This is a genomic window from Tamlana sedimenti (assembly GCF_038148895.1).
GTDB lineage: Bacteria > Bacteroidota > Bacteroidia > Flavobacteriales > Flavobacteriaceae > Tamlana.
The window spans coordinates 1,400,238-1,426,363 of record NZ_JBBVGQ010000001.1 but is presented as its reverse complement, the minus strand read 5'-3'; the positions used below and the strand labels follow the sequence as shown (position 1 = coordinate 1,426,363).

Here is a 26,126-nt window from a genome sequence, read left to right as displayed (position 1 = left end):
ATATTGTTACTTTTTCCTATCAATAACATAATTCACCATAAGTTTTAGTGAATTCTTGTGTGCTGAATCTGGGTAACTTTCCAAAATTTTTAGTGCCTCTTCTTGAAATTGCTTCATCTTGGCAATGGCATATTCCAAACCGCCATTATTTTTAACAAATGCAATTACTTCTTTTACCCGTTTTGAATCTTTGTTGTGATTTTTAATGGAGTTAATTAGCCAACTTTTCTCCTTTTTTGATACTTGGTTGAGTACATAGATTAAGGGCAAAGTCATTTTTTGCTCTTTGATGTCTATACCCGTTGGTTTTCCTATTTGTGTATCACCATAGTCAAATAAATCATCCTTAATTTGAAAAGCCATACCTATAAGCTCTCCAAACTTACGCATAGTCTCTACATGGTTTGAATCTGGCTTTACCGAGGCAGCACCCAAACTGCAGCAAGCGGCTATTAATGTTGCGGTTTTCTGACGGATGATTTCATAATAAACACCTTCTGTGATATCAAGTTTCCTGGCTTTTTCAATTTGCAGCAATTCGCCCTCACTCATTTCCCGAACGGCAATTGATATAATTTTAAGCAAGTCGAAATCATTATTATCAATGGACAACAACAAGCCTTTGGACAACAAATAATCACCAATTAAAACCGCAATTTTATTTTTCCAAAGGGCATTTACCGAAAAGAAACCTCTGCGCCTGTTACTATCGTCAACCACATCATCATGTACCAAAGTAGCCGTGTGTATCAACTCAATAACTGAAGCACCGCGGTAAGTACGCTCACTAACCTCACCATTGGACACCATTTTGGCCACCAAAAACACAAACATAGGCCGCATTTGCTTGCCCTTTCGGTTTACTATGTAATGGGTAATTCTATTGAGCAAAGCCACTTTGCTGGACATTGAAAGTTGGAACTTTTGCTCAAAAAGATCCATCTCAAAGGCTATGGGCTGTTTTATTTGCTCTACTATTTTCATTGGAAACCCAAAGATAATATTTCAGATGAAACCATCATCTTTAGAAATAAAAATCTAATCAACTTTTGTTGGCCAATTGCCCGCATGCAGCATCAATGTCCTTGCCCCGGCTTCGACGCACAGTAACCGTAATATTGTTCGCCTCAAGAACACTTATGTACATATCCAATGCTTTGGAATTGGCCTGTTGAAACTCACCATCATCAATGGGGTTGTATTCAATAAGATTGACTTTGCTAGGGGCGAATTTACAGAATTCCACCAAGGCGTCTACGTCTTTTCTTTTGTCGTTTATGCCATCCCAAACAACATATTCATAGGTTATTCTGTTTTTGGTTTTGGCATACCAATATTGTAAAGCTTCACGTAAGTCACTTAAAGGAAAGGTCGCATTGAACGGCATAATGGAAGTGCGCACCTCATCAATAGCCGAATGAAGTGAAACGGCCAACTTAAATTTAACCTCATCATCAGCCATTTTTTTTATCATTTTTGGTACACCTGAAGTAGAGACTACAATACGCTTTGGCGACATACCCAAACCTTCGGGTGAGGTAATTTTGTCAATGGCTTTAATAACATTATTATAATTCATAAGCGGTTCGCCCATGCCCATGAACACAATATTGCTTAACGGCCTATTGTGATACAGTCTACTTTCATTATCTATGGCAACAACTTGATCGTATATTTCATCAGGATTTAAATTGCGCATACGCTTTAAACGCGCTGTGGCACAGAACTTACAATCTAAACTACAGCCAACCTGACTCGATACACACGCCGTTGTTCTGGTAGGAGTAGGTATTAAAACAGATTCCACAATTAAATCGTCGTGCAAGCGCACTGCATTTTTTATGGTACCGTCATGGCTACGCTGCATGGTATCAACCTTAATATGATTGATTACAAAATTGTCCTCCAACATTTGGCGTGTTTCTTTTGAAATATTGGTCATATCCTCAAAAGTGTGAGCAGATTTTTGCCACAGCCACTCGTAAACTTGATTGCCGCGAAATGCTTTATCGCCTTGCTTTACAAAAAAATCACGTAACTGTTCTTTGGTAAGTGCCCTTATGTCTTTTTTGTTGGTTTCCATAGATGTGCAAAAATAATGAATCGATTTACGATTTACGATTTTTGATTACGAATTATGATTCATTCAAACTCTGATGCTTACTTAGACCATCCCAATTTGAATGTGGTAACTCAAAGCCCGCGTTAGTGATTGAAGCAGGCTACAGTGTAGCGCGTAAAGCCCGACCCGCAGGGTAACGCCCAAGAAAAAAGCCTTGAACTAACAAGGCCTTAAATTTTTTACAAAATCAGCATGGCATCGCCATAACTGTAAAACTTATACTTTTCTTTGATAGCCTCTTCGTAGGCACGTTTTATAAAATCGTGACCTGCAAAAGCAGACACCATCATTAAAAGCGTGGATTTTGGCGTGTGGAAATTGGTAATCATGCAATTAGCAATGCTGAAATCGTACGGAGGGAAGATAAATTTATTGGTCCAACCATCAACTTCATTTAGCATTCCGTTTGAAGATACTGCGCTTTCAATGGCACGCATAGCTGTTGTACCCACGGCACAAACACGTTTCTTGTTTTTGATTCCTTTGTTAACTATTTCTACCGCCTTTGCATCAATTTTTAGCTCTTCGCTATCCATTTTATGCTTAGACAAATCTTCAACCTCAACTGGATTAAACGTACCTAGACCAACATGTAAGGTCACCTCTGCAAAGTTGACGCCTTTAATCTCCAAACGCTTCAAAAGATGTTTTGAAAAGTGCAGTCCGGCTGTTGGCGCGGCTACTGCCCCTTCGTGCTTTGCGAAAATGGTTTGGTAGCGGTCCTCATCCTCTGGTTCAACATTTCTTTTAATATATTTAGGAAGCGGTGTTTCACCAAGTTCATTTAATTTTAAACGGAACTCACGGTACGAACCATCATATAAAAAACGTAAGGTACGTCCGCGCGAGGTAGTATTATCAATGACCTCAGCAACCAAAGTGTCGTCATCACCAAAATATAACTTATTGCCAATTCTTATTTTACGGGCAGGATCTACCAAAACATCCCAGAGACGTTGCTCTTGATTGAGCTCCCTCAACAAAAACACCTCTATTCTTGCACCTGTTTTTTCTTTGTTACCGTACAATCTAGCAGGAAAAACCTTGGTGTTGTTTAAGATTAGAACATCGTCTTCATTAAAGTAGTCAATTAAATCTTTAAACATTTTATGTTCAATGGTTTGTTTTTTTCTGTCCAATACCATTAAACGAGATTCATCTCTGTTTTCCGCTGGATATTCTGCTAATAATTCGTTCGGTAAATCGAATCCGAAGTGTGATAATTTCATCTATTTATTTTTATTTAATTTTTGCAAAGTTGCAAATATACAATCTCAAAACAGGGGTTGTCAAGTAAATGGGTGATTATTATTTGGTTAATTGAAATCCGATGGATTTTAGATCATCCCAAAACGTTGGATAGGATTTTGAAACCACCATGGCGTCTTCTATGATAATGTTGGTTTTTAATGCCAAAGGTGCGAATGCCATGGCCATTCTGTGATCGTTATAAGTAGTTATTGAAACCATTTCCTTGATATTTGTTGAGGCCGAAAGGTGTAATGATTTATCGGTAATTTCAACTTGACCACCTAACTTTTTAATTTCGGTTTTTAAAGCAACCAATCTGTCCGTTTCCTTAATTTTTAGGGTGTGAAGACCCGTTAAATCACATTTTATTCCTAAGGCGAAACAGGTCACAGCAATGGTTTGGGCAATATCAGGCGCATTTTTCAAGTCTAAAGTTAAAGGTTCGAGATTTTTATTCACCTTTTTTAAGGTTACTGAATTTCCCTTAAATACCGTTGAAACGCCAAAATGTTTATAAATATCAACCAAACAAGAATCTCCCTGCAACGAGTTTTCTTTGTAGGAAGATAATGTTATTTCTGTTCCTGCAGGGCATAATGCCACAATGCTAAAGTAATATGATGCTGACGACCAATCGGATTCCACTGTCAATGTTTTTGGTTGAAGGTTTCCAGTGGATGGTTTTACAGTTATTTTATTATTTTGAAAATGATTTTCAACACCAATTTCATCCAATAAACTTAAGGTCATTTTTATATAGGGCACTGAAGTGATTTCACCTTCAAGGGTCAGTTCCAATCCATTTTCAAGTCTTGAAGCAATCAATAATAAAGCCGAAATATATTGACTGCTCACATTTGCCTTTAGCGAGACTTTATGTTTGGTCAATTTTTTTCCCTGAATTCTTATTGGTGGAAAGCCTTCATTTTCTTCGTAACTAATATCTACGCCAAGATCGGTTAATGCATCAACTAAAATTTTGATAGGGCGTTCTTTCATCCGTTTTGAACCGGTAAGTATGGTTTCCCTTCCCTCTTGAATAGAAAAATATGCCGTTAAAAAACGCATGGCTGTACCCGCATGATGGATATCAACCACTTTCTCAGAAGATGCCAAAGCCTTGGTCATTAATTCGCTATCGTCTGAATTTGAAACATTTTCAAGTTTAAATTCTGGATAGAGTGCCTGCAACAGCAATAACCTGTTCGATTCACTTTTTGAACCCGTTATTGTGATTTCAGATTGACGACTAGTGATTTGCGATTTATGAAGCGTAAAATTCATTGTAAAAAATTAAAATGTTTGATACCCAACACCGTCGAGCACAAAAAAAGCGCTTCTTAAAAAGAAGCGCCCAAAGATACTTATAATTTATTTTAATTTTTCGTTATTGTGGTGCCTATCGTGGTCTCGTTTTGCTTTCTTGTCCATTCTCTTATCAAAAGCTTCCTGCAAATTTACATTGGTTTGGTTGGCCAAACACAAAACGACAAAAAGCACATCTGCCAATTCTTCACCAAGGTCTTTGTTTTTATCGCTTTCCTTTTCGCTCTGCTCACCATATCTGCGAGCAATAATTCGCGCAACCTCACCGACCTCTTCGGTTAATTGTGCCATATTGGTGAGTTCATTAAAATAGCGAACACCGTGGTCTTTAATCCAATCATCAACTATTTTTTGAGCGTTTTTTATGTCCATTATACTTTTGTTAAAACTATTTGTTCTGATTCTTTTTCTACGAGTTTGCTAAAATAAGCTTTTAAAGCATCATAATAAATAGGGGATATAATGGCTTCATTAATTTCAGTATCTACTATAATTTGAATATTAGTCCCTCTAGCCTCCAAATTATATTTAAAGCCCCCTAAGTTTTCAGGCAATACCATAGCAGCGGGCTCGGGGATCGATTCTACTTTGTATCCCTCAGGCAAATTCACAATTACCATGTATTTAATGCTGGACGGATAACTAAAATCAATAGGAAATTCTCGCTTTTCTAACTTAAAGGGGTTCTCTTTTGACCTTAAAAAGAATAGTGGTGAAAAATATATTTTGTCGTCTATGACGTCTGCCTGACTTTCAATTGAAAATTTGTAGGACTCCATAACTGGTTTTGACAAATCATTTTCATTTTTAACCGAAAATTCTTCAATCTCCATACCACCATACTTATTTTCAAGATCCTCAAGGTACTGATCATGGTCGGTTTCAAGGTATCTTTTTCTATATGTCATAGCGTGATGATTGGTCTTTATAGACCTTATACTTCCTTCTAATCCGCCTACACTCGTCAAATTGACCATCATAGTCAATTTATCCTGCGATTTTTGTTTGGGGTATAAATTGATCGTTGATGAAGACTTATCTTCTCTAACAATTCTTCCTTCCCAATTTAAGGTTCTTAAAGGCAATACATTGGGTGTTCCATACTCATTTGTGGCATCTAATAAAATTACACCTTCTGGGGATTCAATGGCTGCAATAACATAATTATAGCCATCTAATGTTGGAAACAACGGTATTCCATTATTTCGTGTACTTATTAAAACAGGATTGGCATTTAAGCCAACATAGCGCAACATAGCTGTTAGCATGAGGTTTATTTCAGCTACATTGCCAGTTTTTGTTTGATAGGCTTTCTTTACTCCATCATCAGTATATTTCCCATAATACCTGTTCCATTTTACCTTCGATTTCACAAAATGATAAATCAATGCCGCTTTTTCCATAGGATTTGAAACGGATGCTACAAGCGCATCAACCTCATCTTCAAAATATCCTGTTTTTTCCAATTCGTTCCCAAAGGCAGAACTATCATAAATGGTTTTAACTACATCTTCCCAAGTGGTTGAATAATATTTGAAAGGTGACTGAGGAAAGCTTGTATACGATAATTCATATTTAACAGCAGAACGATAATTATCGATGTTATTTACAAAAGGCTCATCTTTTAATGCAGGTACGTCCTTAAAAGTATAATATGTTGAATACTTTACAAAATCCACAGATGTATTGGTGTAGGTTGTTATTGTGGGTCCACTTAGACCTGCACCGCTCATACCGCCTCCACCTCTCACTTTATCACTGAAAAGAATTTTACCCGAGCCTCTTTCCTGTCTTGGAGTTACCCTAAGAAATCCCTTTGGATTTATCTTAAAATTGAAATATTCTGGTGTTTCAAACACAGCATAAAGCTCCTTTACCGGTATGGCATGTTGAAATTCAAAGTTTTCTACATTCCAATAAAATGGTGAGTTAATCGTATATTTAAACTCAATAACACTTCCCTCCTTCAAATTGGGCATGGTAAACTTTTGTTGATTTCTATATTTGGACTCTTGTGTTTCAAATACCCCGTCCTTTTCCAACTTGGTTTCAACAATTTTGTCATCATCTAAATTGTAGGTATAGGCCTTTAATCCAACAACCTCTTCATTTTCATTATTGCTTACATGTAAATTGATGCTTTTTGTTGCATAACCAAAACCCTCTTTAGTATATATTTTTATTCGCTGATGTACATCTGTTTCTATATAAAATCCTTGACCCTGCCTGTACTCAATATGTGTTCTGCGGTATTTGTACAAATAGGCTGCTGAGGCAGAAGAATCTAACGGGCTAATCTTTTCCATTAGTTCTTCCTTTGAAACCTTACCAAATTTGTAGTTTTGACCATTTGAAATAAACGAAACAGAGAGCGATAGCAATAAAATTCTAATTTTCATATGAGGTATTTTTATAGTTGGGTTTTTATTAGTGCAATTTTTGAATTATCATACCGAGATACATCTTTGAAAAAAGACCTGAAGTCTTCATAGTCTTCTTTAGGAAATTCTCCGTCATTAACAACCCATTTTCTTTTGTAAACCACCGTACTGTCATTTTGTTTGATGAATTCAGCTTTATAGATACCAAATTTATTTTCGACCAAAATGTTCTTGGGCAAAGATTCTACTTCATAATCTAAAGGCAATGTAATCTTTACGTCGTCCTCATAAATAAAACCCCTTTTGATTTTTAATGGATATTTTCTGGTCTTATACCGATCTGGCACATGTGTGTTCCTATTCAATGCATTTACTGTTAGTAACATTCTATTCCCGGCCTTTTTTGTATAATTTGAAGCGTGAAAATCTATACTTTCCTTAAAGGCAATGTTTGTTTTATCATTTTTTAGGGTCATTTTATCAATTGTTACCGTATTAATGTACTTCCATCTCTTTTTATAATGTAAATCTAAATCGCGCTCTGCCTGAGTTTCCAACCAATACTTATCATCATATTGAATACCTTTTGAAATAATATTAGCTTTTGCATCAATGAATCCATCACTTGAAATGATATACTCCCCTTTAATATGTTGTGTATTCTCTTCTGTAGAATATTTTTTGGTGTGCTCAATTTTACCTCCCTCTGGGGTTATAACCAAAACATCTCTATCGTCCGTAAAATCTCCAATAAAACCAAATGGTAGCTTTTGACTGGTGCACTCCAACCAGATATTTTCTTCTGGGCTCGGTATATTTAGAATAACATGGTTTCCTTGCATTGCAGCAAAGTCACTCTCCAAACTTCTTTGAGAACTTCCTGCATAAACCACCGTATAGTTAGACTCTACGCCTACCGCCATTAATAGGGCACGTGTATAATTAGTTAAAGCCTTGCAGTCACCATAACCTAACCTGTCAACTTCAGAGGCATTAAAAGGCTTCCATCCACCAATACCGACCTGAACACTTATATACCTAACTTTATCCTGAACATACTGATAAATTTTCTTGGCCTTATCGATATCATTTGATTCATTCTTTACTAAATCCTTCACTGAATTTATTGTGCTTTCGGGCAAATCATAAGTGTTCGCAATCAAATCGCGGTACATCCAATGTCCAAAACTGTTCCAATCCATGACTTCAGCTGCAACACCTTCTAAAGTAAATTGCTGCGATGCAAATAATACTTTTGGGGCAATATCAAAAACTGGCGGGCTATAATCTTCAGGTTTAAATGCCTCAAGGTTTTTAACCCTGTACTTAATTTGTCCTTGGGCTTCTTCCTTTTGTATGTCGCAACCTTCCAAATTCTTTTCCTTTTTTCTTATAGTTATAGACTCTGGAAAACTAATGCTGTATGAGCTGCTTTCAACTCCAACATATGAATCTGTTAAAGGATTGAATGACGGAATAAAGGCAGTATTTTCTGTTGATGTTTCACAGACAAATTCAATAGTGTATGGGTACGAAATTGGAGTATATTCTAAATATTTAACCCTAGAATCAGAATACAGTGTACCACCGTCAACAGCACTTTCATCCTTAAAATCCTTCTTTTTAATTTTTTTAATAAGCGCACCATACTGATTATAAACCAAGGCCTCGAGTGTTATTATTTTTATATTATTATCATAATGCACGTAGGCATCAACATTGCTATTTCCCTTTTTATTTAAAACGGTAACTATACGTTTTCTTTTAACAAGCATTTCATCGGTAGATGTTAAACTGATTTCCGTATCATAAGATCTTACAACCGCGTTTGCATATTCATCCAGTTTTGCTGGAATGGTTAAACTCGAATAATAATTGTTTTGGGAAAATCCTTTAAGAAGAACAAAAAGAAGTAAAAACTTAAGTAGGTATTTTGCTTGCATAAGTTGGCTTTAGAGCTAAAAAAATAAAGGTAAATAAGAAATACTTTTACAAAGATGAGATTTGTCATGTTTGTAACCTACACCTTATTTCTTCATTTTAAAGTAAAAAAATCTTACGAGAAATATAAGAAAACAAGGGAATAAAATATATTTAATTTCGCTAAAAAGCACTTTTATCCCCCAACTGGAAAAAAATCGGCTTACCCCTAACGGTGAAACCTTGATTTCCCTAAAGGGAAAAAAGTAACGCTCGTTGCTAAATGGAATAAAAAAACCAACACCCCGACCGCCTGAAGTCATGGCATCCAAAATTCCATGCGATAAAGTCGATAAAAAAATGACCAAAAACCAAATGGACTTATACTTTCGTCCAACAGTAAACATTAATAACAGTGCCCATAAAATTGCAAAAAGGATGGAATGTGTAAACCCACGATGCCCAAATGGGTGTTCATAAGGCACACCTAACTTAAAAGCCAAAACATCAATATCTGGAAGGATAGTTGAAATAATAGCAGCAATGAGCAACCACTTAGTATTTTTTGAATCCAGTACTTTTGTAAGTGTAAAGCCAACGGCACCATGTCCAAAAATCGACGCCATTATTCCTTGTTTTTCGAGTCAATTATTATAGTAACTGGACCATCATTGAGCAACTCCACTTTCATGTCGGCGCCAAATTCCCCAGTTTGTACTTTCTTGTTTAAATCGGCCTCAAGTTGTTCTACAAAACGTTTATACAAAGGAATGGCAACATCTGGTTTGGCAGCTTTAATGTAACTTGGTCTATTTCCTTTTTTGGTTGATGCATGTAATGTAAATTGGCTTACCACGATGGCATCGGCATCAACATCGTTTATGGAGTTGTTCATTACCCCATTATCATCACCAAAAACACGCAGATTTGCTATTTTATTTGATAGCCATTTGATATCTTCTTGAGTATCATCATCAACAATACCCAACAAAATCAAAAGTCCCTTTTCAATGGAAGCCACTTTTGAACCATCAATTGTTACGCTTGCTTTTGAAACTCTTTGAACGACTACTTTCATTTTCTTAAATTTCGAGGGAACTTCTTTTAATTGAATACTGTTGCCTCAAACAGATTAAGGACTTTCCCAATTATCTGTTCTATAATTTTCATCCTCACCTTCTAAAATTTGCAAGTAACTTCGGTATCTTGAATATTCAACTTCGCCATCCTCCAAGGCCTGTTTTACACCGCATTTTGGCTCATTAACATGCAGACAATTGTTGAACTTACAATCTTGCTTTAATGCAAAAAACTCGGGAAAATAGTCACCAACCTCTTCCTTATCCATGTCTACAATGCCAAAACCTTTTATTCCCGGCGTGTCGATTATTTTAGCCCCAAAACTTAAATCGAACATTTCAGCGAAGGTAGTTGTATGTTGCCCTTGCATATGAAGTGATGAAATTTCCTTTGTCTTTAAATTTAAATCGGGTTCAATGGCATTTACCAAAGTTGATTTTCCAACGCCGGAATGACCAGAAAACATACTCACCTTATCATGCATTAACGCCTTAACCTTATCTACGTTTTTTCCCGATTTGGCCGAAACCCCAATACATTCATACCCAATTTTACGGTATACATGTGCCAAATAGCGAACCTCATTTAAGGTATCCTCATCATACGCATCTATTTTATTGAACAGGAGAATGGTTTTAACGGAATATGCTTCGGCTGTTACCAAAAACCGGTCAATAAAACTGGTTAGTGTTGGTGGATTATTTATGGTAATCATCAAAAAAACCTGATCTAAATTCGCAGCAATTATATGTGTTTGCTTAGAAAGGTTTACTGATTTACGGACAATGTAATTGGCACGATCGTGAATGTTATATATGATGCCAGACTCTTGGTTATTGTCGGTTTCAATTTCAAAATCAACCACATCACCAACGGCTATCGGGTTTGTACTTTTTATACCTTTAATTCTAAACCTCCCTTTTATACGGCATTCATAAGTATGCCCCAAATCGGTTTTTACTGTGTACCAACTTCCTGTAGATTTATAAACGCGTCCTGTCATTTAAAACAATAATAATGCAAATTAACAACATTTCAGTATAAGAAAAAGTTTATCTTAGGTGCTTAATCTTAAAAAAAGTCAACAACATGAAAAAAATTTTAATTGTATTAAGCATTACTTTATTTGCCTTTATTGAAACCAATGCACAGGTGGAATATAAGGTTGTAACCAGTGTAGAATCGATTGTTCCTAATGGACTTGGACGTTCAAGACTGATTAGCGCCAATGAGAAAAAAGATTACAAAGAATTTACCACCACCCAAACTGAGGATGATAATACCAGAAATAAATCAGACAGAAGCGAGATAAGGGTTAAAGATTTTGATGAAACTAAATTACTCAACTTTTACAACCTTGGCGGTATTCGTTTTCAAAACATTGCTGCTAACGATGCTTTAATAGAATCAAAAATCAATACCATGATTGAAGAAGGATGGGAACTAGCCTTTGTTACCAGTGCCGTTGAAAGTGAGGCCGGAAAAGGTGACGGTCAAGGTATATTCATTACACGTTTCATTTTTAAAAGAAATAAGCAATAACCTACAATTAATTAAAATAAAAAAGCCCCGCAATTGCAGGGCTTTTTTATGATGTTAACCATTAATAATCTTTTCTTGATGATTAATAGATTCTTGGTGAATAGCTTTGAACATTTTTAAAATAAACTCTTCACTCAATCCGTGTTGTTCACCCTCTAAAACCATTTTCCCTAAAATCTCGTTCCAACGTTTTGATTGCAAAACAGCCACGTTTTTTTGCTTTTTAAGTTCCCCAATACCATCAGCAGCCTTCATACGTTTACCCAGTAAATCAATAATTTGATTATCAACCACATCAATCTGAGCCCTTAAGGTACCAAGTGCCTTATTATAAGCTGCTTCAGAATCGGTTTCTTTTCTAATTTTCAAATCTTTCATAATTTGCACCAAGGTTTTTGGAGTTACTTGTTGTGCGGCATCACTCCACGCATTATCTGGATCGTAATGGGTCTCAATCATCAAGCCGTCGAAGTTCAAATCTAAAGCAGTTTGCGACACATCAAAAATCATATCCCTTTTACCAGTAATGTGGGAAGGATCGTTAATTAAAGGTATATCTGGAAATTTATTTTGAAACTCAATAGCCAATTGCCATTCTGGGTTGTTTCTATATTTAGTCTTTTCATATGTTGAAAATCCTCTGTGGATGGCACCAATATTTTTCACACCTGAAGCATAAATTCTTTCAATACCACCCAACCATAAAGAAAGGTCTGGGTTTACTGGATTTTTAATCAAAACAGGTTTTTCTGTTCCTTCAAGTGCATCTGCTATTTCTTGCATGATGAAAGGGCTTACGGTAGAACGCGCCCCAATCCACAACATATCAATATCATGTTCTAAAGCCAATTTTACATGGGCCGCATTGGCAACTTCGGTACATACTTTCATACCTGTTTCTGCCTTTACTTTTTGCAACCATTTTAAACCTAAAGCTCCAACGCCCTCAAACATTCCCGGGCGTGTTCTTGGTTTCCAAATACCTGCTCTAAAGTAATTTACATCAGTGTCCTTTAGCTCGTGGGCTATTTTTAAAACTTGATCTTCGGTTTCCGCACTACATGGTCCTGCAACAACTAACGGGTGATCTAAATTTAAATCATCCAACCATGCTCTCATTTCTTTTTTGTTTTCCATAATTTTACTCTTAACTAATTCCTTTTAAAATATCTTTTATGTAATTGGTATCTTTCATCTCATTGAAAATGCCTTCAAAATCATCTCGTTTCATCATGTCTTTAAAATGCGTGAGGTTTGAAATGTATTCTTCAAGCGTTTCAATAACGTTGCTTTTGTTTTGTTTAAAAATGGGCGTCCACATTTCGGGCGAACTTTTTGCCAAACGGACGGTTGAGGCAAATCCACTGCCAGCCATATCAAAAATGTCGCGCTCATTTTTTTCCTTTTCAATAACCGTTTTGCCCAACATGAACGAACTTATATGCGATAAATGAGATACGTATGCAATATGCTTATCGTGCGCTTCCGGATTCATATAGCGAATGCGCATGCCTATATCGGCAAACAATTTCAATGCTTTTTCTTGAAGTTTAAAGGTTGTTTTCTCCACCTCACAAACAATATTGGTTTTACCTACAAACAAACCGCTCATGGCAGCACTTGGCCCAGAATGTTCTGTACCTGCTATAGGGTGCATGGCCAAAAAGTTTCTTCGTTTTGGATGGTTTTCAACAGCTTTACAAATATCCAGTTTTGTAGAACCTGCATCAACAACCAATGCCGTGTCTGGTATTTTATCCAAAATAGTGGGCAATAGCTTTACAGTGGCATCAACTGGAATGGAAACAATAACCAAATCGGCATGGGCAATATCATCCAAGGTAGCCTTTTTGTCAATTAAATTGAGCGCCAAAGCTTCATCAAGGGTGGTTTCCTTTCTACTAATACCATGAATTACAACCTCAGGGTTATTATTCTTGATATCGATAGCCAAGCTACCGCCAATCAATCCAACTCCTATTGCATATATATTTTTCATCTTTACTTTACTCGTTCAATGGCTTCCTCTAAAGCCTCGGTTGATGCACATAACGAAAACCTGATATAACCCTCACCTTTACTGCCAAAAATGGTCCCTGGTGTGATAAAAATATGGTTCTCCTGCAATACTAAATCTATAAACTCTTCAGACTTAATGAATTCTGGCAATTTAGCCCAAACAAAAAGTCCAGAAGCATTTTTATCGTAGGTACAGTTTAAAGCATCAGCCAACTGCCAAACCAATTGGCGGCGTTCTTGGTACACATTGTTTAAGGTTGCAAACCACATGGTGGAGCAATTTAAGGCTTCAACGGCACCTTTTTGAATGCCGAAAAACATACCCGAGTCCATATTACTTTTTACTTTTAAAATATTGCTGATATGGGTGCTGTCTCCAACAACCATACCCACACGCCAACCTGCCATATTGAAGGTTTTACTCAAAGAATTAAGCTCCAAACACACCTCTTTTGCGCCTTCAACATTTAAAATACTTTTTGGTTCATTGTTTAAAATGAAACTATACGGGTTATCGTTAACAATTAAAATGTTGTGTTTTTTGCCAAAGGCCACAAGTTCCTCAAAAACATATTTTGTGGGTTTCGCGCCTGTTGGCATATGTGGATAATTTACCCACATAAGCTTGACTTTGCTTAAATCCAATTTTTCAAGTTCGTCGAAATTTGGCATCCAATTATTGGCTTCATCCAATTCGTATAAAATACCTTTTGCGCCCACCAATTTAGTCACCGATTGGTATGTTGGATACCCTGGATTGGGTATTAAAACCTCATCACCTTCATTAAGGTAAGCCATCGAAATGTGCATGATGCCTTCCTTGCTTCCCATTAGTGGCAATATTTCTGTTGCAGGACTTAAACTCACAGAAAAATGCGCTTTATAAAACTTGGCCATAGCTTCCCTAAGCTCCGGTAAACCCTGATAACTTTGGTACTTATGCGCATTTGGGTTTTGAAAGCTGGCCGAAATAGCTTCTACTACTTTTTGTGGTGGTTGCAAATCAGGGCTACCAATACCTAAATTGATAACAGGCTTGCCATCGGCAATCATCGAATTAACTTCTCTCAATTTTTTTGAGAAGTAGTATTCTTCAACGGTATTTAATCTGTTTGCTACTTGAATCATAGCTTTGCATTTTTATATTCCCCTAAAACCTTAAAGCCATCGGCCATAATATCAATCAACGATTTGGCTTTTTTAAAATCGCTGTATTCTTCAAAAGTAACATCAACAAAAAAAGCATATTTCCAAGGTTTTTCAATAATTGGCAAAGATTGAATTTTGGTTAAATTCAACTTGCAATCACTCATTACGTTCAAAATAGCCGCCAAACTACCACGTTTGTGGTTCGCTTCAAATTTCACCGAAGCTTTGTTTATTTGGTCTTCAGGCACCTCAGAATTTACCCGTTTTACGATAACAAATCGGGTTTCGTTATGTTTGATGGTTTGTATGCTGTGCGCCAAAATATCCAGTTCAAAAATTTCAGCAGCTGTAGCACTGGCAATGGCTCCAATACCTTTTAGCTTTTTTAGATGGATACGCTCTGCAACCTCAGCAGTATCTTTATCTTCAACCAATTTTATATGCGGAAAGTCCCTAAAAAACTCCTTACACTGCAAAAGTGCCATAGGGTGTGAATAGACTTCTTTTATATCATCAATGGTTTGGTTTGGCCATGCCATTAAATTATGCTGAATATCTAAATAATGCTCGCCTACAATGTGCAAACCATATTTATCAATTAAAGCATAATTTGGAATTATAGAACCTGCAATAGAATTTTCTAAAGCCATTACAGCCGCATCACTCTCTTTTGTAATTAAGGCTTCAACCACTCTATCAAATGTTAGGCAATCGATACAATCAACCGGTTTTTCAAAAAATTGCTGCGACACAATATGATGAAAAGACCCCTTAATACCTTGTATGGCTACTGTTTTAATCAAAGTTTTACTTTAGTTTTCTTTAAATCCCTTTTTCAATTGACTTCAACCACTTGTTGACAAAAAAAAGTCCCGATTTTCATCGAGACCCATACTTTTAATTTATGTTTATAAATTATACATACAACGCCTCGTTTCTTCCGCTAAAAAAGAAATAGTTGTTAAAATATGTATAATAAACTGTCGTTGTCATAATTACGGCGCTAAAGTAAATATTATTTTAAGAAATAAAAACACAATAAAATCTTTTTTTCACTTTTTTTAAAAGTTTTAAAGATTTTCAAGTAAATCCAACTTTACATTAGATAATCATTATTTTTGAAGAAAGTATTTTAAATATGTCCATAGAAGTAACAAGTGTTTCAAAGCTTTACGGAAAACAAAAAGCGCTAAACAATGTTTCCTTTAAGGTTGAAAAGCCTGAAATTGTTGGCTTTTTAGGACCCAATGGTGCCGGAAAGTCCACAATGATGAAAATTTTAACCACCTATTTAAATGCTGATAACGGCAATGCCAAGGTAAATGGATTTGACGTAACCATCAGTAACAAAGAAGTACAGCAAAGCGTTGGCTATTTGCCAGAACACAATCCACTTTATTTAGACATGTACATTAAAGAATATCTGTCGTTCAACGCAAATATTTACAATATAAATAAACACCGAATTGATGAGGTAATTGAACTTACGGGCTTAACACCTGAGGCCCACAAAAAAATAAGTCAACTTTCTAAAGGTTACAGACAGCGTGTTGGCTTGGCCAATGCCCTTTTGCACGACCCTGAGGTTTTAATTTTGGATGAGCCAACAACGGGTTTAGACCCCAACCAATTAATAGACATCAGAAATCTGATAAAAAATATTGGCAAGACCAAAACTGTTTTTCTATCAACCCACATTATGCAAGAAGTTGAAGCCATGTGCGACCGTGTTATCATCATCAACAAGGGTGAAATTGTTGCAGACAAAAAATTAAAAGACCTTAGGGATGAAAAAGAACAAGTGGTGGTGGTTGAGTTCGATTATCGTGTTGAAGATGCCTTTTTGTTGAAATTGCCTAAAGCCAAAAGTGTTGTTAACACTTTTGGCTTTGTTTATGAAATAACTTTTAAAACCTCTGAAGACATGCGCTCCTATGTCTTTGATTTTGCGCATGACAATAAGTTGAAAATACTTCAACTCAATCAAAAAAATGCAAGTTTAGAATCACTTTTTAGAGATTTAACATCTATTTAAAATCTAATTTTTTTAAAGATGACAATTGTCATCTTTATAACAGATATATGACAGTAATTTTGCCCAAAATATTTAAAAACCAAGAAAGGCTTTCGCTTTACAATTAACCTGTAATCGATTACCTTTGTAGCAAAATAAAATTAAAAATGAGTAAGGGAATTTACGTCGCCACACTAGAACCAAATAGCGGAAAATCTATTGTTGTGCTTGGCTTAATGCGTATGCTTTTGGGTAAAACTGCCAAAGTGGGTTATTTTAGACCCATAATTGAAGACACCGCAGATGGAGAGATGGACAACCACATAAATACGGTTGTTACCCATTTTGAAATCGATATTAATTATAAAAAAACATTTGCTTTCACAAGAAATGAAGTTTTAGACCTCTACAACAAAGGTAAGTCTGGGGATGTTATAGACCATATAATAAAGAAATATAAATACCTAGAGGAGCGCTTTGATATTGTTCTGGTGGAAGGAACCGATTTTTCGCATGAAAACTCAAGTTTAGAATTGGATATAAACATCCTTATTTCAAAAAACTTAGGACTTCCTGTTATTATAGTTACCCAAGGCGACGGTAAAGAACTTGCAGAAGTTGTTGACAATGTTCAATTGGCACACGATACGTACAAAGGTGAGGTAGATGTACTTTCCATCATGACCAATAAGATTAATCCTGAAGATATTTCTGCATTAAAACCTTTATTAAAATCGCGGATACAGGATGGTACAGATGTTACTGTCATTCCAAAAATCAAAAGTTTGGCAAATCCCACATTTAAAGAAATCGTAAAAGCACTTGATGCCAATATTCTTTTTGGAAAAGACTTGATTAATAACCAAACTGAAAATTTTAGTGTGGGTGCTATGCAACTCCGTAATTACTTAACACATCTTAAGGAAAATGCTTTGGTCATTACACCGGGAGACAGGGCAGATATTATTTTAGGAGCCCTTCAAGCCCATATTTCAAAAAATTACCCAAAAGTATCGGGCATTGTTTTAACTGGTGGACTCATTCCAGAAGACCCTATATTGAAGTTGATTGAAGGTTTATCTAATATTGTGCCTATTATAAGTGTGAAAGGCGGAACATTTTCTGTGACTAATGACATCGGCAAAATAAAGTCTAAAATTTATGCTGAAAACACAGAAAAGATTACTACCTCTATAGCCACATTTGAAAAACATGTTAATACAGAGAAATTAGCGAACGACTTAATCACTTTTAAATCAGAAATATTCACACCAAGAATGTTTCAATACAACCTGTTGCAACGTGCCTTAAAAAACAAAAAGCATATTGTATTGCCCGAAGGTTATGACGAAAGAGTTTTAAGAGCGGCAGCCCGATTAATTGATGCCCATGTGGTTGATTTAACGTTAATTGGTGAGGAAGAAAAAATTAAAGAGCAAATATCCAAATTTGATATTCCTTTAAATCTTGATGAAGTAAATATTGTTTTCCCAACCAAGTCACCTTATTTTGAAGACTATGTGAATACTTTTTACGAGCTTCGAAAACACAAAAACGTGAATTTGGATATGGCTCGAGATGCTATGGCAGATGTATCTTACTTTGCAACCATGATGATTTACAAGGGCCATGCCGATGGTATGGTTTCTGGTGCTCTGCATACCACCGCACACACCTTACGACCAGCGTTACAATTTATTAAAACTAAACCTGGTGTAAATATTGTGTCTTCGGTATTTTTCATGTGCTTAGAAGACCGCGTTTCTATTTTTGGCGACTGCGCTATAAACCCGAACCCAAATGCAGAACAATTGGCAGAAATCGCCATTTCATCAGCGCAAACAGCTAAAAACTTTGGTGTTGAACCTAAAGTAGCTATGTTATCATATTCTTCAGGCGCTTCAGGAAAAGGCGAGGATGTAGACAAGGTTAGAAAAGCAACAGAAATTGCAAAAACCATGGCTCCAGATTTAAAAATTGAAGGGCCTATCCAATATGATGCTGCCGTTGATAAGCGAATTGGAAAAAGCAAACTTCCAGATTCTGAGGTTGCCGGACAAGCAAGTGTATTGATTTTCCCAGACCTAAATACAGGAAACAATACCTACAAAGCTGTACAACGTGAAACGGGTGCCTTAGCCATTGGCCCTATGCTTCAAGGACTGAACAAACCCGTAAACGATTTAAGCCGTGGCTGCACCGCGGACGATATTTATAGCACCGTAATTATAACCGCTATTCAAGCTCAAGAACTTTAATATGCAAGTACTCGTTTTAAATTCAGGAAGTTCCTCCTTAAAATTTCAATTATTTTCTATGCCAGACCAAACCATTCTTTGTTCTGGACAAATAGAACGAATTGGTTTTAATGACTCCATATTTAAGTTTAAAAACCAAAAAGAATCCATTGAGTTTGAAACTCCAATTTTAAACCATAAGGCTGGCTTAAAATTGGTGTCGCAAAACTTATTGGACAAAAATATTGGCGTTATTACAACCCCTGAAGAAATAAACATAGTTGGGCATCGTGTGGTTCATGGTGGAAGCTCTTTTAGCAACACTACCGAAATAACCAAAACTGTTAAGGAAAAAATTAAAGCTCTAATTCCCTTGGCACCATTGCATAATCCTGCCAATTTAGAAGGTATTGAAGTGGCCGAAGATATTTTTCCCAGTGCAAAACAGGTGGCTGTTTTCGATACGGCATTTCACCAATCTATTCCAGAGCACGCTTATAAATATGCTATTCCCAACGAATTTTTAACCGAAAACAAAATTCGTTTATATGGTTTTCATGGCACCAGCCACAAATATGTTTCGGAAAAAGCTATTGAGTTTTTAGGAAAAACGGAATCGAAAATTATTACCATTCACTTGGGCAATGGTTGTAGTATGACCGCGATAAAAAATGGTGAAAGTATAGACCACTCTCTTGGTTTTTCGCCACTTGCAGGACTTATTATGGGTACGCGCTCTGGGGATATTGACCCTTCCATTATCTTTCATTTAAAAGACAAATTGGGCTATTCGCTAAAAGAAATCAATAATATATTGAACAAAAAAAGCGGCATGCTTGGGCTAACAGGCTACAGCGATTTAAGAGATATTGAAATTATGGCCGCCAAAGGAAACAAAGATTGCCAACTTGCGCTGCACATGAATGCATATAGAATTAAAAAATATATTGGAAGTTATGCTGCCATTTTAAACGGATTGGATGCGATTGTATTTACCGCAGGCATTGGTGAAAATTCAACTTTAATGCGCCAATTGGTTTGCGAAAACATGGACTTTTTAGGCATTGATTTAGATATTGAAGAAAACAAAATACGCTCAAAAGGCTTGCATGAAATTAACACTAAGGAATCTAAAGTAAAAATATTGGTGATACCTACAAATGAAGAATTGGAAATAGCCAAGCAATCGGTCGCCTTATTCAAAAATTAACTGACCTCTATAAACTTCTTCAACATTTACCAAAGGTGGCTTGTTGGCAGAAATAACATTGCCCAATCCTAAAATTTTGCCTTTAATTTCTTGTTGCGGATTAACAATCATATCATTGGAACTCCTGTTCCAAACGTTCACTTTTTGCACGATTAAACCACGCCCTTCAAATCTACAATTCCCATTTGAAAAAGTAATATTTAGATTATCGGTTTGCCCTTCAATATAGGCTATTGAAAGATTATTGAAAGTGACGTTCAACGTTTCATTATTTATTTTTAACCTAAAATCACCGACCGTATAGGCTTCCGGCATATTAAAATCTTCGGATAAAATAGTTAGGCTTGGAAAGGTTAATATTCCATCCGAGCTAACATCATACTGCGTGGAACTTCTTATTTCAACAAGATTAGCAGCAGTGACATACACTTTTGTTAATCCGTAATCTCTAACATAATTACAGGTGTTATTATCTGTTAGCACCAACCTGCCACCAATAACTTCAACCAAAACATCATTCATCAAATTCTCACCGGTCTGCACCACTACCTTCTGTTCACCCCCCTCTTTAATGATTAACTCAATGTCTCTATTTACCAAGATTTTATCAAAAGCAGCAACAGAGATTTCTTGTTGAACTATGTCTCCTGTATTTTGAAAGCAATCATTGGCTTTTTCGCTATCGCAAGCAAAAAACAAAACGCATGATATCGTGATAATTATTTTCCTCATAACCTTACTCCTATTCCAAATTCAACACCTTCCGCCCTTGCGCCATGAGACTTAAGGGTCAGCGCCCCAAACCATTTTTCAGAAAAATAGCGCTTAAGTCCAATTCTGATATAAGTTCTTCCCTCAAACTCAAAAGGATAGTATAGATAGTACCCGTATTGGCTAATAAGGGAGGTTTTACTAATAAAGAGTTCATGCCCGGCAAAAATCCCTACACGCTTATAATCTTCATCTCCAGAAACGCCTTTTTCGGGAAATGCGACACTTTCATAATAAATCAATTCCTTTAAAAAATTCGAAAAGAATACATCTGCACCAATATGCAAAGCACTTGTTTTATTGATGCGTTTATCGGCATAAGCCGACGCAACATACATGGCAAACTGGCCACTACCAATATAATCACTTTCGTTAATGCCACTTCTAAAAACCAGATTATATTTTATCGGCTCAGAGAACTGCTGATTCGCTTTTTTATCCAGCGTATGTTGGTATTCAATATTGTTGTCATCTAAATTATAATTCAGTCCAACATTAAAGGTAATTGAATTGGTTCCATTGTTGGGCGATTTAACATTGGCATTGGAATAATGAATAAGCGACAAGCCTGTTTGCAAACCAATTCTATCAAAAATATGCTCTTTTTTAAAATTAAGCATAACATAGGTACTGCTCATGAACTTAGTGCCAAAAGCGACATTTTTTACATTGTTTTCACGATTGAACGGATGTGTATTATAAGCCAAACCTTGACCAATACGAAACATTAAATTCCGTTTTAAAAAGTAAAAATTATAGTGTGCGTAAAGTCCATAATTATTGCCCAAAACATCATTCTTCAGGTTCTGATAAGCAAATGAAACACCATAATCTGGATAATTGAAACGCTGTTCCCAATCCTCAAAACCATAGGTTTTTTTGTTCCAACTAATGATAGTTCCCTCTGGATGGCCTTGTATTAAATGTAAAATCTCTGTGTTGTGAAGCGCGATATTTCCTCGGAAGTAATTAACGTCAACGTAAGACGAATGCGTTTTATCTTGAGCTAAAATAAAATTGAAGCATAACAATAAAACACAACTATAAAGTAACTTCATGATGGGGATTTCTATCCGCAAATGTAACGCAATATTTAAAACAACTTTGATGCTATTGCTTTAATATTATCGCTTTTGCCCATAGAATAGTAATGCAAAAAGGGCACTCCTGCCTCTTTTAACTCCTTTGATTGTTGAATGGCAAACTCAATGCCTACTTGCCTAACCGCTTTATTGTCTTTACAATCCTCAACAGCATCAATTAGGTCTTGGGGCAAATCTATTTTAAAAACTTGTGGCAAAATTTGTAAATGACGCTTTACGGCAATAGGCTTAATTCCGGGTATAATGGGAACTGTAATGCCAATCTCCCGTGCTTGGTCTACAAAGTCAAAATATTTTTTATTATCAAAAAACATTTGTGTAACCACATAATCTGCACCTGCATCAACCTTTGCTTTAAGTCGTCTTAAATCTGTAACTAAAGATGGCGCTTCCATGTGTTTTTCAGGATAGCCAGCAACACCAATACAAAAATCGTAATTGTGCTCTATCTCTACATCATCATGCAAATATTTCCCATTATTTAAATTCACTATTTGCTCCACCAATTCACTTGCATAGGCATTTCCACCTTTTGTTGGCACAAAATAAGGTTCATCTTTTCTCGCATCACCGCGTAATGCCACCACATTGTCAATGCCCAGATAGTGGCAATCTACCAAAACATACTCTGTTTCCTCTTTGGTAAAACCACCGCAAAGTAAATGTGGAATAGCGTCAACCTTGTATTTATGCATAATAGAAGCACAAATACCAACCGTTCCAGGTCTCATTCTAGTAATGCGTTTATCTAAAAGACCATTGCCCTTATCAACATAAACATATTCTTCCCTAGACGTTGTAACATCAATAAAAGGTGGATTAAACTCCATTAACGGATCGATGTTATCGTATAAATCCTGAATGTTTTTCCCTTTTTGAGGTGGTATTACCTCAAAGGAAAACAATGTTTTTCCTTTAGCTTGTTTTATGTGGTCTGTTACTTTCATTCCCTAAATCCCCAAAGGGGACTTTTTATTAATCACTATTTTTATTCTTTGGGCGTTACTACAAGGGTCGCGCTTTTCGTTACATGTCCTCGCTAGTGCCTCACTGTGGGCTTTACACTACAATCACTAACGCAAATTAAAGCAATAACATTTTAACAGCATCATAGTCTTCCTCATACTCTCAATAAATCCATCTGCCATCCGTATAATCTGTTAAAATATATTTTTCACTAACAGATTTAATTCTAGAAACAGCAACTAGTTTTTTAGAAAAAGTTGCAGAATACACATGTTCCAACTTTTCTTTGCCTTTATTGTCGTATCCATGAGATATCACATAACTGCCTAATGTTAATTCTATAAATTTTTGCCTCATTTTATGAATCTGCAATTACCGGATGCAACCACTTTTTGGCCTTTTCTTTATCAATGCCTTTACGCTTTGCATAATCCGTTACTTGGTCATCTGTGATTTTGCCCAACCCAAAATATTTTGCTTCTGGGTTTGCAAAATAATACCCCGAAACAGCAGCGGCAGGCCACATAGCCAAACTTTCTGTTAATTTAACTCCTATGATTTTTTCGACATCAAGCAACTCCCAAATAGTTTCCTTTTCCAAATGATCCGGACAAGCGGGATAACCAGGCGCAGGACGAATGCCTTTGTAACTTTCTTTTATCAGTTCGTCGTTACTCAAATCTTCATTTTCGGCATAACCCCAATGCTTAGTTCGTATTTGTTTGTGCAGATATTCAGCAAAGGCTTCGGCAAATCTATCAGCAATGGCTTGAGTCATAATGGCGTTATAATCGTCATGTTGCTCTTTGAAACTTTCGGCCAATTCTTGCGCTCCAAATATGGCCACACAAAAGGCGCCAATATAATCTGTTTTTCCTGTTTCCTGAGGTGCAATAAAATCGGCCAGTGCTATATTTGGAATGCCTTCACGCTTGCTTAATTGTTGTCTTAAGGTTCTAAAAACGGCAATTTCCTCACCTTTTTTCTTAACAGAAATATCATCTTCATTAATGCTATTGGCTTCAAACAAACCAAAAACGGCCTTTGGTTTCAATGACTGTTTTGCAATAATGTCTTTAACCATGTCTTGGGCATCAGCGTACAATTGGGTGGCATGTTCACCAACCTTTTCATCTTTTAAAATGTCTGGAAATTTACCGTGTAAATCCCAACTTCTAAAAAACGGACTCCAATCAATGTAAGGTTCCAATTCCTTTAAGCTTAGTTGCTTGAGCATTTGAACACCCATTTCTTTTGGTTTTACAATTTCGACTTTTTTCCAATCGATTTTATATTTTCTTTTTCTAGCTTCCTCGAATGAAATATACAATTTCTCCTTGCCACGCTTTAAAAACTTGGTTCGGAATTCATCATAATCCCGTTTTAAATCAGCCACATATTCTTTTGATGTTTTCTTGTTGAGTAAATCGCCAACAACGGTTACTGCTCTGGACGCATCATTGACATGAACCACAGCATTTTCGTACTGTGTATCGATTTTAACCGCGGTATGCGCTTTTGAGGTTGTTGCCCCACCAATAAGCAACGGGATTTCGAAATTTTGACGTTGCATTTCTTTAGCCAAATACACCATTTCATCAAGTGATGGCGTAATTAAACCTGACAATCCAATGGCATCCACTCGTTCTTTTATAGCTGTTTCTATAATTTTTTCAGGTGGCACCATAACACCTAAATCTACAATTTCGTAATTGTTACAAGCCAATACAACACTTACAATATTTTTACCAATATCGTGCACATCGCCCTTTACGGTCGCCATTAATATTTTACCAACCGGTTCAGCATCTTCCGATTTTTCAGCCTCGATAAACGGGTTAAGATACGCCACAGCTTTCTTCATCACACGAGCCGATTTCACCACTTGTGGTAAAAACATTTTTCCAGCACCGAATAAATCGCCTACAACGTTCATACCCGTCATTAAATGGCCTTCAATAACTTCTATTGGTGTATCGGCTTTTTGCCTAGCTTCCTCAACATCTTCAATGATAAATGCATCGATACCTTTAACCAATGCATGGGTAATTCTATCTTGAAGCGGATTTTCCCGCCAAGATAAATCAACCGTTTTTTCAACTTTTGTGCCTTTAACAGTTTCGGCAAATTCCAATAACCGTTCGGTGGCATCTTCACGCCTATCTAAAATCACATCTTCAACATGCTCCAATAAATCCTTTGGAATATCGTCGTAAACCTCCAACATGGTTGGGTTTACAATACCCATGTTCATACCCGCTTGAATGGCGTGGTATAAAAACACAGAATGCATGGCTTCGCGCACGGTATTGTTCCCTCTAAACGAAAACGATACATTACTAACCCCGCCACTAACACTAGCATTTTCTAGATTTTGGCGCACCCAACGGGTAGCTTCAATAAAATCGATGGCATTTCTGCGGTGTTCCTCCATACCTGTGGCCACCGGAAAAACATTCAAATCGAAGATGATATCTTCGGAAGGAAAGCCAACTTTGTTGACCAAAATATCATATGAACGTTTGGCGATTTCAATACGGCGTTCGTAGTTATCGGCTTGCCCCACTTCATCAAAAGCCATGACTATTACCGCTGCTCCATATCGTTTTATCCGTTTGGCTTCCCAAATAAATTTTTCTTCGCCTTCTTTAAGTGAAATGGAATTAACCACACATTTTCCTTGCACCACTTGAAGACCCGCTTCAATGATGTCCCATTTTGAACTATCAATCATGATGGGCACACGGCAAATATCAGGTTCGGCTGCAATTAAATTCAAAAAACGAACCATGGCTTCCTTTCCATCAATGAGCCCATCGTCCATATTGATGTCTATAATCTGCGCACCACCATCTACCTGATGACGAGCAACATCTAGGGCTTCATCAAACTTTTCTTCTTTAATGAGTCGAAGAAACATTCGAGAACCCGCAACATTGGTACGTTCTCCGATATTAATGAAGTTACTGTTTTCATTCAGAATTAGTGGTTCTAACCCTGATAGTTTCATGTATTTGGTTTGCTTAACTTTCATC

23 protein-coding genes are annotated in these 26,126 nt (G+C 36.4%); 4 read left to right on the top strand and 19 right to left on the bottom strand.

Translation table 11 applies throughout. The features are described from left to right. Positions 1–6 precede the first annotated feature (6 nt). The 10 genes from WJN01_RS06235 to rsgA form a co-directional block, all read right to left on the bottom strand. Positions 7–984 carry a polyprenyl synthetase family protein gene (locus tag WJN01_RS06235; RefSeq protein WP_445196267.1) on the bottom strand — a complete coding sequence of 326 codons (978 nt, stop codon included), beginning with the start codon at positions 982–984 and terminating at the stop codon, positions 7–9. Between the two features lie 58 nt (positions 985–1,042). Continuing rightward, on the bottom strand, positions 1,043–2,083 hold the full coding sequence (gene rlmN / locus WJN01_RS06230) for a dual-specificity RNA methyltransferase RlmN (RefSeq protein WP_445196266.1): 1,041 nt from the start codon (positions 2,081–2,083) through the stop codon (positions 1,043–1,045). Between the two features lie 218 nt (positions 2,084–2,301). After that, the gene (queA, locus tag WJN01_RS06225; protein ID WP_445196265.1) at positions 2,302–3,351 is read right to left on the bottom strand and encodes a tRNA preQ1(34) S-adenosylmethionine ribosyltransferase-isomerase QueA; all 1,050 of its coding nucleotides are present in this window, start codon (positions 3,349–3,351) and stop codon (positions 2,302–2,304) included. 79 nt (positions 3,352–3,430) lie between these two features. After that, a complete protein-coding gene (locus WJN01_RS06220) occupies positions 3,431–4,657 on the bottom strand; it encodes a 3-phosphoshikimate 1-carboxyvinyltransferase (protein ID WP_445196264.1) in 1,227 nt (408 codons plus the stop codon). A gap of 87 nt (positions 4,658–4,744) precedes the next feature. Beyond that, a complete protein-coding gene (locus tag WJN01_RS06215; RefSeq protein WP_445196263.1) occupies positions 4,745–5,071 on the bottom strand; it encodes a nucleotide pyrophosphohydrolase in 327 nt (108 codons plus the stop codon). Further along, the gene (locus tag WJN01_RS06210) at positions 5,071–7,098 is read right to left on the bottom strand and encodes a DUF3858 domain-containing protein (RefSeq protein ID WP_445196262.1); all 2,028 of its coding nucleotides are present in this window, start codon (positions 7,096–7,098) and stop codon (positions 5,071–5,073) included. The genes WJN01_RS06215 and WJN01_RS06210 overlap by 1 nt, the downstream gene beginning before the upstream one ends. 11 nt (positions 7,099–7,109) lie before the next feature. Beyond that, positions 7,110–9,023 (bottom strand): DUF3858 domain-containing protein, encoded by a 1,914-nt coding sequence (locus WJN01_RS06205; RefSeq protein ID WP_445196261.1) that lies wholly within the window; start codon positions 9,021–9,023, stop codon positions 7,110–7,112. Positions 9,024–9,107: 84 nt separating this feature from the next. After that, positions 9,108–9,626: a metal-dependent hydrolase gene (locus WJN01_RS06200; RefSeq protein ID WP_445196260.1), complete on the bottom strand. Its 519-nt coding sequence runs from the start codon at positions 9,624–9,626 to the stop codon at positions 9,108–9,110. Next, entirely contained in the window at positions 9,626–10,078 is a 453-nt protein-coding gene (gene dtd / locus WJN01_RS06195; protein WP_445196259.1) for a D-aminoacyl-tRNA deacylase, read from the bottom strand. The genes WJN01_RS06200 and dtd overlap by 1 nt, the downstream gene beginning before the upstream one ends. Positions 10,079–10,132: 54 nt before the next feature. Continuing rightward, positions 10,133–11,083, bottom strand: coding sequence for a ribosome small subunit-dependent GTPase A (rsgA, locus tag WJN01_RS06190; protein ID WP_445196258.1), 951 nt, complete (start codon positions 11,081–11,083; stop codon positions 10,133–10,135). Between the two features lie 86 nt (positions 11,084–11,169). Between rsgA and WJN01_RS06185 the strand changes: the two genes are divergently transcribed. Continuing rightward, positions 11,170–11,622, top strand: coding sequence for a hypothetical protein (locus WJN01_RS06185; protein WP_370478623.1), 453 nt, complete (start codon positions 11,170–11,172; stop codon positions 11,620–11,622). A gap of 54 nt (positions 11,623–11,676) precedes the next feature. Here the strand turns inward: WJN01_RS06185 and WJN01_RS06180 are convergent, their stop codons facing one another. The 4 genes from WJN01_RS06180 to WJN01_RS06165 are packed head-to-tail and all read right to left on the bottom strand — an operon-like array spanning position 11,677 to position 15,593. Continuing rightward, positions 11,677–12,759 carry a chorismate mutase gene (locus tag WJN01_RS06180; protein ID WP_445196257.1) on the bottom strand — a complete coding sequence of 361 codons (1,083 nt, stop codon included), beginning with the start codon at positions 12,757–12,759 and terminating at the stop codon, positions 11,677–11,679. Positions 12,760–12,769: 10 nt separating this feature from the next. Beyond that, entirely contained in the window at positions 12,770–13,621 is an 852-nt protein-coding gene (locus tag WJN01_RS06175; RefSeq protein ID WP_445196256.1) for a prephenate dehydrogenase, read from the bottom strand. 2 nt (positions 13,622–13,623) lie between these two features. Then, positions 13,624–14,769: a pyridoxal phosphate-dependent aminotransferase gene (locus WJN01_RS06170; RefSeq protein WP_445196255.1), complete on the bottom strand. Its 1,146-nt coding sequence runs from the start codon at positions 14,767–14,769 to the stop codon at positions 13,624–13,626. Then, positions 14,766–15,593: a prephenate dehydratase gene (locus WJN01_RS06165; protein WP_445196254.1), complete on the bottom strand. Its 828-nt coding sequence runs from the start codon at positions 15,591–15,593 to the stop codon at positions 14,766–14,768. The genes WJN01_RS06170 and WJN01_RS06165 overlap by 4 nt, the downstream gene beginning before the upstream one ends. A 335-nt stretch (positions 15,594–15,928) precedes the next feature. Between WJN01_RS06165 and gldA the strand changes: the two genes are divergently transcribed. From gldA to WJN01_RS06150, 3 genes are all read left to right on the top strand, one after another. Next, entirely contained in the window at positions 15,929–16,825 is an 897-nt protein-coding gene (gene gldA / locus WJN01_RS06160; RefSeq protein ID WP_445196253.1) for a gliding motility-associated ABC transporter ATP-binding subunit GldA, read from the top strand. A 146-nt stretch (positions 16,826–16,971) separates the two neighbouring features. After that, positions 16,972–19,062: a phosphate acetyltransferase gene (gene pta / locus WJN01_RS06155; RefSeq protein WP_445196252.1), complete on the top strand. Its 2,091-nt coding sequence runs from the start codon at positions 16,972–16,974 to the stop codon at positions 19,060–19,062. 1 nt (position 19,063) lies between these two features. Then, positions 19,064–20,251, top strand: a complete 1,188-nt coding sequence (locus WJN01_RS06150) for an acetate/propionate family kinase (RefSeq protein ID WP_445196251.1) — start codon at positions 19,064–19,066, stop codon at positions 20,249–20,251. Here WJN01_RS06150 and WJN01_RS06145 read toward each other — a convergent pair. The 5 genes from WJN01_RS06145 to metH all read right to left on the bottom strand — a co-directional run bounded on the left by WJN01_RS06145 (position 20,237) and on the right by metH (position 26,125). After that, the gene (locus WJN01_RS06145; protein ID WP_445196250.1) at positions 20,237–20,983 is read right to left on the bottom strand and encodes a head GIN domain-containing protein; all 747 of its coding nucleotides are present in this window, start codon (positions 20,981–20,983) and stop codon (positions 20,237–20,239) included. The genes WJN01_RS06150 and WJN01_RS06145 overlap by 15 nt on opposite strands. Next, on the bottom strand, positions 20,980–22,080 hold the full coding sequence (locus WJN01_RS06140; RefSeq protein ID WP_445196249.1) for an acyloxyacyl hydrolase: 1,101 nt from the start codon (positions 22,078–22,080) through the stop codon (positions 20,980–20,982). The genes WJN01_RS06145 and WJN01_RS06140 overlap by 4 nt, the downstream gene beginning before the upstream one ends. 35 nt (positions 22,081–22,115) lie before the next feature. Further along, entirely contained in the window at positions 22,116–23,072 is a 957-nt protein-coding gene (metF, locus tag WJN01_RS06135) for a methylenetetrahydrofolate reductase [NAD(P)H] (RefSeq protein ID WP_445196248.1), read from the bottom strand. A gap of 181 nt (positions 23,073–23,253) precedes the next feature. Further along, complete coding sequence (locus WJN01_RS06130) at positions 23,254–23,448, bottom strand: hypothetical protein (RefSeq protein WP_445196247.1); 195 nt, start codon at positions 23,446–23,448, stop codon at positions 23,254–23,256. 1 nt (position 23,449) lies between these two features. Further along, the gene (gene metH, locus WJN01_RS06125) at positions 23,450–26,125 is read right to left on the bottom strand and encodes a methionine synthase (RefSeq protein ID WP_445196246.1); all 2,676 of its coding nucleotides are present in this window, start codon (positions 26,123–26,125) and stop codon (positions 23,450–23,452) included. Position 26,126: the final 1 nt, after the last annotated feature.

Coding starts and splice junctions, on each gene's coding strand:
- WJN01_RS06235 (WP_445196267.1), bottom strand. CDS start 984: ATGAAAATAGTAGAGCAAATAAAACAGCCCATAGCCTTTGAGATGGAT.
- rlmN (WP_445196266.1), bottom strand. CDS start 2,083: ATGGAAACCAACAAAAAAGACATAAGGGCACTTACCAAAGAACAGTTA.
- queA (WP_445196265.1), bottom strand. CDS start 3,351: ATGAAATTATCACACTTCGGATTCGATTTACCGAACGAATTATTAGCA.
- WJN01_RS06220 (WP_445196264.1), bottom strand. CDS start 4,657: ATGAATTTTACGCTTCATAAATCGCAAATCACTAGTCGTCAATCTGAA.
- WJN01_RS06215 (WP_445196263.1), bottom strand. CDS start 5,071: ATGGACATAAAAAACGCTCAAAAAATAGTTGATGATTGGATTAAAGAC.
- WJN01_RS06210 (WP_445196262.1), bottom strand. CDS start 7,098: ATGAAAATTAGAATTTTATTGCTATCGCTCTCTGTTTCGTTTATTTCA.
- WJN01_RS06205 (WP_445196261.1), bottom strand. CDS start 9,023: ATGCAAGCAAAATACCTACTTAAGTTTTTACTTCTTTTTGTTCTTCTT.
- WJN01_RS06200 (WP_445196260.1), bottom strand. CDS start 9,626: ATGGCGTCGATTTTTGGACATGGTGCCGTTGGCTTTACACTTACAAAA.
- dtd (WP_445196259.1), bottom strand. CDS start 10,078: ATGAAAGTAGTCGTTCAAAGAGTTTCAAAAGCAAGCGTAACAATTGAT.
- rsgA (WP_445196258.1), bottom strand. CDS start 11,083: ATGACAGGACGCGTTTATAAATCTACAGGAAGTTGGTACACAGTAAAA.
- WJN01_RS06185 (WP_370478623.1), top strand. CDS start 11,170: ATGAAAAAAATTTTAATTGTATTAAGCATTACTTTATTTGCCTTTATT.
- WJN01_RS06180 (WP_445196257.1), bottom strand. CDS start 12,759: ATGGAAAACAAAAAAGAAATGAGAGCATGGTTGGATGATTTAAATTTA.
- WJN01_RS06175 (WP_445196256.1), bottom strand. CDS start 13,621: ATGAAAAATATATATGCAATAGGAGTTGGATTGATTGGCGGTAGCTTG.
- WJN01_RS06170 (WP_445196255.1), bottom strand. CDS start 14,769: ATGATTCAAGTAGCAAACAGATTAAATACCGTTGAAGAATACTACTTC.
- gldA (WP_445196253.1), top strand. CDS start 15,929: ATGTCCATAGAAGTAACAAGTGTTTCAAAGCTTTACGGAAAACAAAAA.
- pta (WP_445196252.1), top strand. CDS start 16,972: ATGAGTAAGGGAATTTACGTCGCCACACTAGAACCAAATAGCGGAAAA.
- WJN01_RS06150 (WP_445196251.1), top strand. CDS start 19,064: ATGCAAGTACTCGTTTTAAATTCAGGAAGTTCCTCCTTAAAATTTCAA.
- WJN01_RS06145 (WP_445196250.1), bottom strand. CDS start 20,983: ATGAGGAAAATAATTATCACGATATCATGCGTTTTGTTTTTTGCTTGC.
- WJN01_RS06140 (WP_445196249.1), bottom strand. CDS start 22,080: ATGAAGTTACTTTATAGTTGTGTTTTATTGTTATGCTTCAATTTTATT.
- metF (WP_445196248.1), bottom strand. CDS start 23,072: ATGAAAGTAACAGACCACATAAAACAAGCTAAAGGAAAAACATTGTTT.
- WJN01_RS06130 (WP_445196247.1), bottom strand. CDS start 23,448: ATGAGGCAAAAATTTATAGAATTAACATTAGGCAGTTATGTGATATCT.
- metH (WP_445196246.1), bottom strand. CDS start 26,125: ATGAAAGTTAAGCAAACCAAATACATGAAACTATCAGGGTTAGAACCA.